This window comes from Hydrogenophaga crocea (assembly GCF_011388215.1).
GTDB lineage: Bacteria > Pseudomonadota > Gammaproteobacteria > Burkholderiales > Burkholderiaceae_C > Hydrogenophaga > Hydrogenophaga crocea.
In genome coordinates this window covers 1,405,657-1,412,344 of the sequence record NZ_CP049989.1, presented here as the reverse complement: position 1 = coordinate 1,412,344, position 6,688 = coordinate 1,405,657, and the positions used below count along the sequence as shown (strand labels likewise).

The following is a 6,688-nucleotide window of genomic DNA, read 5'->3' as shown; positions in this document are numbered from 1 at the left end:
CGGGCGCCGGTCTCAGTAGCCGCGCAGCCGCGCCCACTGGTGCCACAGCGCGGCCTTGCAGCCGTCGCGCAAGGGCGAGCGGCCCACGTGGCCGGGCGCGATGCCCACCGGGCCGAGCCACTTGCGCATGCGCTGGTTGAAGTTCAGCGTTTCGCGCCACATCATGGTTTGCGCGGTGTTGAAGATGATGGACATCGAGACCGACACCTCGCCCGGCCCGTTGCGCACGTGGTGGCCCGAGACGAAGGGGATGTGGATCGCCTGCCCGGGCTCGAAATCGAAGGTGGTGGAATAGCGGTCTTTTTCGGGGCCCCAGGGCAGCTTCGTGCTCACGTACGACACATAGTTTTCGCAGTCGGCATCGGTGACCACGCGCTCGTCGAAGGGCATGGACACCGTGACCTGCTTGCTGCCCTGGAACTGCAGCAGAAAGGTCGAGTACCGGTCGATGTGGAAGGGCGTGACGCTGTTGGGCGAAGCGATGAAAAGATAGAGCTTGGGCGTGACCGCCTTCACGCCCACGCCGCGCTCGCGCATCAGGGTTTCGACGTCACCGATCAGCGCCTCGTACAGCTCACGGAAGGATTCGTCGACCTGCGGCGAATTCACCATGATGTAGGAGTCCGACGTGCGCAGCGTTTCGATGGTTTCCTCGATGCTGCGGTCGATCGGCCGCTGCCGGAAGGTTTTCTCGAAGTTGTCGTCGGTGGCGAGCAGCCGGGTGGAATACATCACCTGCCCTTGCGGCAGGCGCGGTATCACCCGAGCGAGGTTCTCCATCGAGAGCGCGGGATGCCCCAGGAGCCGGTGCTCGAAGCGGAAGGGCTGGTGGTCCAGCCACTGTGCATTCACCCCCTGCCCGAAACATTGCAGCATGCTTCGCCTCCAGGTGCGGGCCCGTTGTGGCCCGTGTGTGCATTGATGTGTGCGTTCGATTGTGTGCTTTTCAATGGCGCACAACAATTGCGCCGCGCGCGCGGCGTTGCCTTTGCCACACAATGCGGGCAGCTCCCGATGGCCCAGCGCGGGCGCCCTTTCATCCGACGCCGCCCCCACCGATCCATGCCCCGCATTGCGCTGGTCCTGAACCATCCGGTCCGCCTTCAGGCCTGGCTCTTCCACCACCCCCGCGCCACCGAAGGCGCCCCCGCCGACGACCCCTGGCTGAGTCCGGCCGAGCGCGCGCGCGTGCTGCGGCTGCGTTTTCAGCGCGATCGCGTGCGCTACGTGCACCGCCGCCGCGCGCTGCGCGCGGTGCTCGGCGAGCGCCTGGGCCTGCCCGGGCCGGCCGTGCCGCTGCGCCTGGGCCTGCACGACAAGCCCGAGCTCGACACCGCGGCGCTCGCCGCGCCCGCGCCGCACTTCAACATGAGCCACCACGAAGACCACAGCCTGGTGGTGCTCTGCGACGAGGCCGAGGTCGGCGTGGACATCGAAGGCGAGCGCGGCTGGCCCGACATCGATGCGCTGGCCGCGATGAATTTCACCCCCGCGGAAATCGCGGGCTACCAGGCGCTGCAGGGCGTGCAGCGCGAGTCGGCCTTTCTGCGCGTGTGGACGCGCAAGGAAGCCTGCCTCAAGGCCGTGGGCACCGGCCTCGCGATCGACCTCAAGGCACTGCACGCGGGCCTGGAAACCGATACGCGCGAAGTGCCCGTGCCCACCGACGCCGGCACGCTGCCGGTGCTGCTGTCCAGCCACACGGCGCCCGGCGGCCTGCTGGTGGCCGTGGCCACGCGCTGCTGACCCTGCCCCAACACCCCACCGGAAACCCCAACGTGAGTTCAGTCCGCAAGAAGTTCGGCATCCAGCTCATTGCGAGCAACGCAGAGACCGTGGGGCATTTCGCGCTCAGCATCGTGCTCGCGCGCCTGCTCACGCCCGACGACATCGGCGTGTACTCGATGAGCGCGATCCTGGTGGCGATCGCGCACATCTTCCGCGACTTCGGCGTGAGCTCGTTCATCAAGCGCCAGAAAGAGCTCACGCCCGAGGCCATCCGCTCGGCGCTGGGCGTGGTGATGTTCACCTCGTGGTCGGTGGCGCTGCTGCTCTACCTCGGCTCGTCGCACTGGGCGGGCTTTTTCGGCGAGCCGCGCGTGGAGCGCGTGGTGGAGGTGCTCGCGCTGGGCTTCGTCTTCATCCCGTTCGGCGCCATCCCGGGCGCGATCCTGGTGCGCAACCTCGAGGTGGTGCGCACCGCCAAGGCCGGCCTGGCCTCGCTCGCGGTCTACATCACGGCTTCGGTCGTGCTGGCCTGGCAGGGCGCGGGCTACATGACCATGGCCTGGGCCAACCTGATCCACATCCTGGCGCACTGCGTGGCGATCCGCTGGGTCTCGCTCGACCGTGCGCCCATCATCCCGAGCCTCAAGGGCTGGTCGCACATCGCCAATTTCGGCGTCGGCACCATCATGACCTCGTCGCTGCGCGCGCTCGACAACGCGATCCCCGACGTCATGCTGGGCCGCCTGAGCACGCCCGCCGCGGTGGGCCTGTTCAGCCGCGCCAATTCCACGGTGAACATCGCGAGCAGCGCGCTCATGCCTGCGGTGAACTACTTCGCCCTGCCCTACCTCGCGCGCCTGCACCACCGCAACGAAGACCTCGCGGCCGAGGTGTGCAAGATCACCTCGTACCTGGCCACGCTGCTGCTGCCCGCGCTCGCGCTCACCGCCATCCTGGCCGAGCCGATCGTGCTGTTCCTCTACGGCGCCCAATGGCTGCCGAGCGCCGCGGCCATTCCCTGGCTGTGCGTGGCCACCGGCATGGGCGTGCTGTTCTTCTTCACCCAGCCCGCGCTCACGGGCATCGGCAAGCCCTACCTGGCGGGCCTGCCGATGGCAGCGCTCATTGCCATCAAGGTGGGCGTGGCCTGGTGGCTGTTCGATGGCACGCTGGCGCGGTTCGCACAGTCGCTCATGCTCGGCCAGTTCATTGCGCTGCCCGTGGTGGTGTGGGTGAACCGGCGTTTCCTGCACATCGGCGTGAGGCAGTGGCTGCGCTCGGTGCTGCCGGTGCTGTTGATGACCGCGCTCACGGTCGCCGCCGCGCTGCTGGTCGAATGGCTGCTGCCGCCCATGCCGCCGCTGCTGCACATCGTGGCGCTCGGCCTGCCTTCGCTCGCGGTGTGGGTCGCGGCCACGGTGGCGCTGCGGCTGCCGCTGGGCGTGGAGGTGACGGCGATGCTGGCGCGGCGCAAGGCGCCCAAGGCCTGAACGGCCCGCGGCCTCAGGCCGCGCCGGCGTCGCTGTCCTGCAGGTCGATGCGCGCGGCGAGTTCGCCCGCGCGATCGTAGGCGAGCACGTAGAACAATTCGTTCGGCCGTGGCGCGCGGCGGATGAAACCGATGTCGGCCACCACCGTGCTGCGGTAGAGCGTGCGCAGCAGGCCCACGGCGCGCTGCGCGAGCGTGGGCATGGCCACCGGCGGCGTGGCCTGCAGGTCGTGCTGGGCCTCGACCGCGAGCCGCTTGAGGAAACGCGTGCGCGCGTCCATGGGCACCGACACCACGCTGTCGAACAGGGTGCCTTCGGGCAGCCCGTGCGGCAGGCCGATCTCGCCGTCGTTGGGCCCCACGGGATGGGTCTTGGTGTAGCCCAGGTGGTTGGTGTAGAGCCAGAGCTCGCCCTCGCGCAGTCCCACCTGCTGCAGGGCCTGCAGCGTGGCCAGCGTGGAGCAGCGGTGGTCGGGGTGCGGGTCGAGCTGCGGGTGCGGCACGGCGATGCGCTGCGGGCGCACCTCGCGCAGCAGCGCGGCGATGTCGTCGACCAGGCCCTGCCAGGTGGCCTCGGCGGGCGTGCGCTGCGGCGCGATCGGGTTGTGGCGGCGCACGCCGGGATCGCTCTCCTGCAGGAACTCGGCCTGCACCGGGCCGCCGCCACGCTGCATGGCGGCCAGGGTGCCGTCGAAGTAGCCGAGGTTGGCGATGCGATCGAGCCGCACGCCGGCCATGCGCACGATGTTCAGGCTGTCCCACACGCGGATGCCGGCCTTGGTGCGGTAGGACTCGACCGGGTCGTCGAAGTGCGTGCCATAGGCGTTGGGCCCGGCGTCGCCCTGCGTGACCGTGACGACCCAGGTCTGGCGGCGCGACACCAGGCTCCAGGCCGCGAGCTCGGCGTCGTCGGGGTGCGGCGCGATCACGAGCGTGCGCGCGTCGGGGTCGGCCACGGTCGAGGGCGCGAGCAGGTGCAGCACCGCCTCGGCGCCGTCCACATGAAGCAGGCCGGTGCGCAGACGCCAGCGCGGCGCGGCCCCGTTGGCCCGCAGCAGCGCCGTGGCATTGACCAGGCGGCGACCGCGCGCGCCGCGTTCGACGTACTGGCGCACCCGCGCGCCCTCACCCTCCAGCTCGATCCAGGGGTCGGCGAGCAGGCCTGCGGCCGTGGCGCGCACGCGCAGTTCGAGGAAGGCCGAGCCGAAGGGCTGGTCGATCGTGGGCAGTTGCAGGCCCTCGGGCCCCAGGCTCAGGGCCTGTGTGCGCACCACCCGGTCGCTGCGCGGCAGATCGGCGTCGCGGCGCACATCGAAGCGCGTGCGCCAGCGGTACTGGTCGATGCGCTGCCACACCAGCCCCGCGGCCAGCAGGGCCAGTCCGGCCAGCCCCAGGCCGATCAGCGCCAGCAACACGTATCCCAGCGCTTCCATCATGGCGCCACTCCCCTCGTTGTGTGTGTCAGGCCCAACCGAAACGCCAGCCCGCGCGCAGGCCCTGGCGCGCCAGCGCACCGCGCGGCCCGGCGCCCACTAGGCCCTTGTAGAAGCGGTGCTCTTCGTTGGCGAAGTCGCGCTTGGCGGGCGAGTCGCCCACGCCGCGGTCGATCAGGGCGATGCCCGCCGATGCACCGTGCTGGATCACGTGGCGCAGCAGGATGCGGCCGGGCGAGTAGGCCGCGTAGGCCTCGTCGTAGACCGGAAACCAGAAGTGCAGCACATCCTGGCACTGCAGGCCGAAGTGCGCGGCGATCAGCCGCTCGCCGATGCGCAGCGTGCTGATGCGGCCGTGGCACAGCGGATCGGTGGACGGCAACAGCGCGTGCAGCAGTGCGCGGTGGCCCGACACGCCCAGCGGCGGCCGCCGCACCCCGGTGCGCGCGTACTGCGCGAGCTTGAGCGCGATGAGCTGTTCGAGCGCGCCCTGCGGATCGGGGTCGTCGAGCGCGAAGCGGATCTCGCCGTGCTCGCGCTCCAGCCGCTTGGTGCGCCGTTCGGTGTCGGACACCAGCTTGCGGTCGCGCTCGCGCAGTTCGGCCCAGTAGGCCTCGGCACCGCCGCGGAAGTTGGTGCGCAGGCCGGTCTTGGGCTGGTCGCCGGGCATGCCCATGTCGAGCTGCGGCTGGTCGAGGTGGGTGAAGTACACGCAGGGCACGCCGGCCTGGCGCAACGCGCTCGCGAAGGGCTGTGCGAAGCCGGCTTGCGCGACCCAGCCGAAGTAGTCGGTCATGACCCCGCCGGGCGGCTCGTGCACCCCGAGGCGGCCAGGCCAGCCGGCCAGTCGCTGCAGCGGCAGAAAGCCCACCGCGCGGCCCTGCTCGCGCGCCACCAGCACCTGCACCGGGCCCACCGTGCGGTGCACGGCCTCGGCGTAGGTGGCGCTCATGAAGGCCGCGGGAAACTGGTGCCCCTGGGCGAGCAGGCCGTCCCAGGCGGCGCGGTCGGCACTCGCCAGGCGGTCGATGCGCACGCGCTCGGTGCGAAGGCGCTCAGCCGCCATGCGGGCCTCCGTGGCGCAGCCGCTTGAAGCCCGAGAGCACCCAGTACACCAGCGAGCGCGCCGGGCGGTAGCGGTGCAGCAGCGCGCGCCCGAAGGCGCGGTGGGCCACACCGGGGTCGCCCGACCAGAAGTGGTTGTAGCCGTGGTCGAAGTGGCAGCGGCCCAGGCGGCGGCGGAACTGCGCCGGCGTCACGGCGCGCCCGTCGGGGTCGGCCAGGCCGAAGCGCTCGCGCGCCGATTCGAGCACCTGCACCAGCGGGTTGTCCTTGACCATCTGGTGCATGGCGCTGGTGGGGCGCATGCGGTAGAGCGCGAGCACCGCGCGAAAGCGCTGCAGCCGGCCCTCGCGCGAGCAGCGCAGCCAGAAATCGTAGTCTTCGCCGCGCGACAGGCGCACGTCGAACTCGCCCACCTTCTCGTAGAGCGAGCGGCGCATCACGGGCGTGATCATGCCCAGCGGGCTGCCCATGAGGATGCGCGTGTAGCCCCAGCCACGGCGCGCCGGGTCGACCTCGTACACCGCGGGCAGCGAGGGAAAGTAGCTGCTCGCGGGCGGGTAGGTGCCGTCGGGCAGGCAGGCCCAGCGCGCGATCTCGCCGTAGGCCACGTCGATGTCGGGATTGGCTTCGAGGAAGCGCACCTGGGCGTCGAGCTTGCCCGGCACCCACACGTCGTCGGCGTCGATGAAGGCGAAGTAGCGCCCGCGCGCGGCCGCCATGGCCAGGTTGCGGGCCCGCGACACGCCGCCGCGTTCGCCCTCGATCACGCGCACGCGCGGATCGCGGCGTTCGAACTGGCGGTAGTCGCCGTCGGTGGAGCCGTCGTTGACGACGATGAGTTCGAGGTCGCGGAACGACTGCGTGAGCACGCTCGCCACGGCTTCCTCGATCCAGGGAAACGCGTTCCACGCCGGCATGATCACGGACACCAGGGGCGCGGGGCCCCCGGTTGCGCGCTGATCGAGCGGGATGG

6 protein-coding genes are annotated in these 6,688 nt (G+C 70.8%); 2 read left to right on the top strand and 4 right to left on the bottom strand.

The window, feature by feature from the left end; all coding sequences use genetic code 11:
• Positions 1 to 12: 12 nt before the first annotated feature.
• Positions 13 to 876 carry a cupin-like domain-containing protein gene (locus G9Q37_RS06865; RefSeq protein WP_166226433.1) on the bottom strand — a complete coding sequence of 288 codons (864 nt, stop codon included), beginning with the start codon at positions 874 to 876 and terminating at the stop codon, positions 13 to 15.
• 186 nt (positions 877 to 1,062) lie between these two features.
• Here G9Q37_RS06865 and G9Q37_RS06860 point away from each other — a divergent pair, with 186 nt between their 5' ends.
• Positions 1,063 to 1,746: a 4'-phosphopantetheinyl transferase family protein gene (locus G9Q37_RS06860; RefSeq protein ID WP_166226431.1), complete on the top strand. Its 684-nt coding sequence runs from the start codon at positions 1,063 to 1,065 to the stop codon at positions 1,744 to 1,746.
• Positions 1,747 to 1,778: 32 nt separating this feature from the next.
• Positions 1,779 to 3,218 (top strand): oligosaccharide flippase family protein, encoded by a 1,440-nt coding sequence (locus G9Q37_RS06855; RefSeq protein ID WP_166226429.1) that lies wholly within the window; start codon positions 1,779 to 1,781, stop codon positions 3,216 to 3,218.
• Between the two features lie 13 nt (positions 3,219 to 3,231).
• Here the strand turns inward: G9Q37_RS06855 and G9Q37_RS06850 are convergent, their stop codons facing one another.
• The 3 genes from G9Q37_RS06850 to G9Q37_RS06840 are packed head-to-tail and all read right to left on the bottom strand — an operon-like array spanning position 3,232 to position 6,632.
• Positions 3,232 to 4,653: a PIG-L deacetylase family protein gene (locus tag G9Q37_RS06850; RefSeq protein ID WP_166226427.1), complete on the bottom strand. Its 1,422-nt coding sequence runs from the start codon at positions 4,651 to 4,653 to the stop codon at positions 3,232 to 3,234.
• Positions 4,654 to 4,678: 25 nt separating this feature from the next.
• Positions 4,679 to 5,716 carry a GNAT family N-acetyltransferase gene (locus G9Q37_RS06845; RefSeq protein ID WP_166226425.1) on the bottom strand — a complete coding sequence of 346 codons (1,038 nt, stop codon included), beginning with the start codon at positions 5,714 to 5,716 and terminating at the stop codon, positions 4,679 to 4,681.
• Complete coding sequence (locus tag G9Q37_RS06840; protein ID WP_166226422.1) at positions 5,706 to 6,632, bottom strand: glycosyltransferase family 2 protein; 927 nt, start codon at positions 6,630 to 6,632, stop codon at positions 5,706 to 5,708. Before G9Q37_RS06840 ends, G9Q37_RS06845 begins: the two co-directional genes overlap by 11 nt.
• Positions 6,633 to 6,688 lie beyond the last annotated feature (56 nt).

Coding starts and splice junctions, on each gene's coding strand:
- G9Q37_RS06865 (WP_166226433.1), bottom strand. CDS start 876: ATGCTGCAATGTTTCGGGCAGGGGGTGAATGCACAGTGGCTGGACCAC.
- G9Q37_RS06850 (WP_166226427.1), bottom strand. CDS start 4,653: ATGATGGAAGCGCTGGGATACGTGTTGCTGGCGCTGATCGGCCTGGGG.
- G9Q37_RS06840 (WP_166226422.1), bottom strand. CDS start 6,632: ATGCCGGCGTGGAACGCGTTTCCCTGGATCGAGGAAGCCGTGGCGAGC.
- G9Q37_RS06845 (WP_166226425.1), bottom strand. CDS start 5,716: ATGGCGGCTGAGCGCCTTCGCACCGAGCGCGTGCGCATCGACCGCCTG.
- G9Q37_RS06860 (WP_166226431.1), top strand. CDS start 1,063: ATGCCCCGCATTGCGCTGGTCCTGAACCATCCGGTCCGCCTTCAGGCC.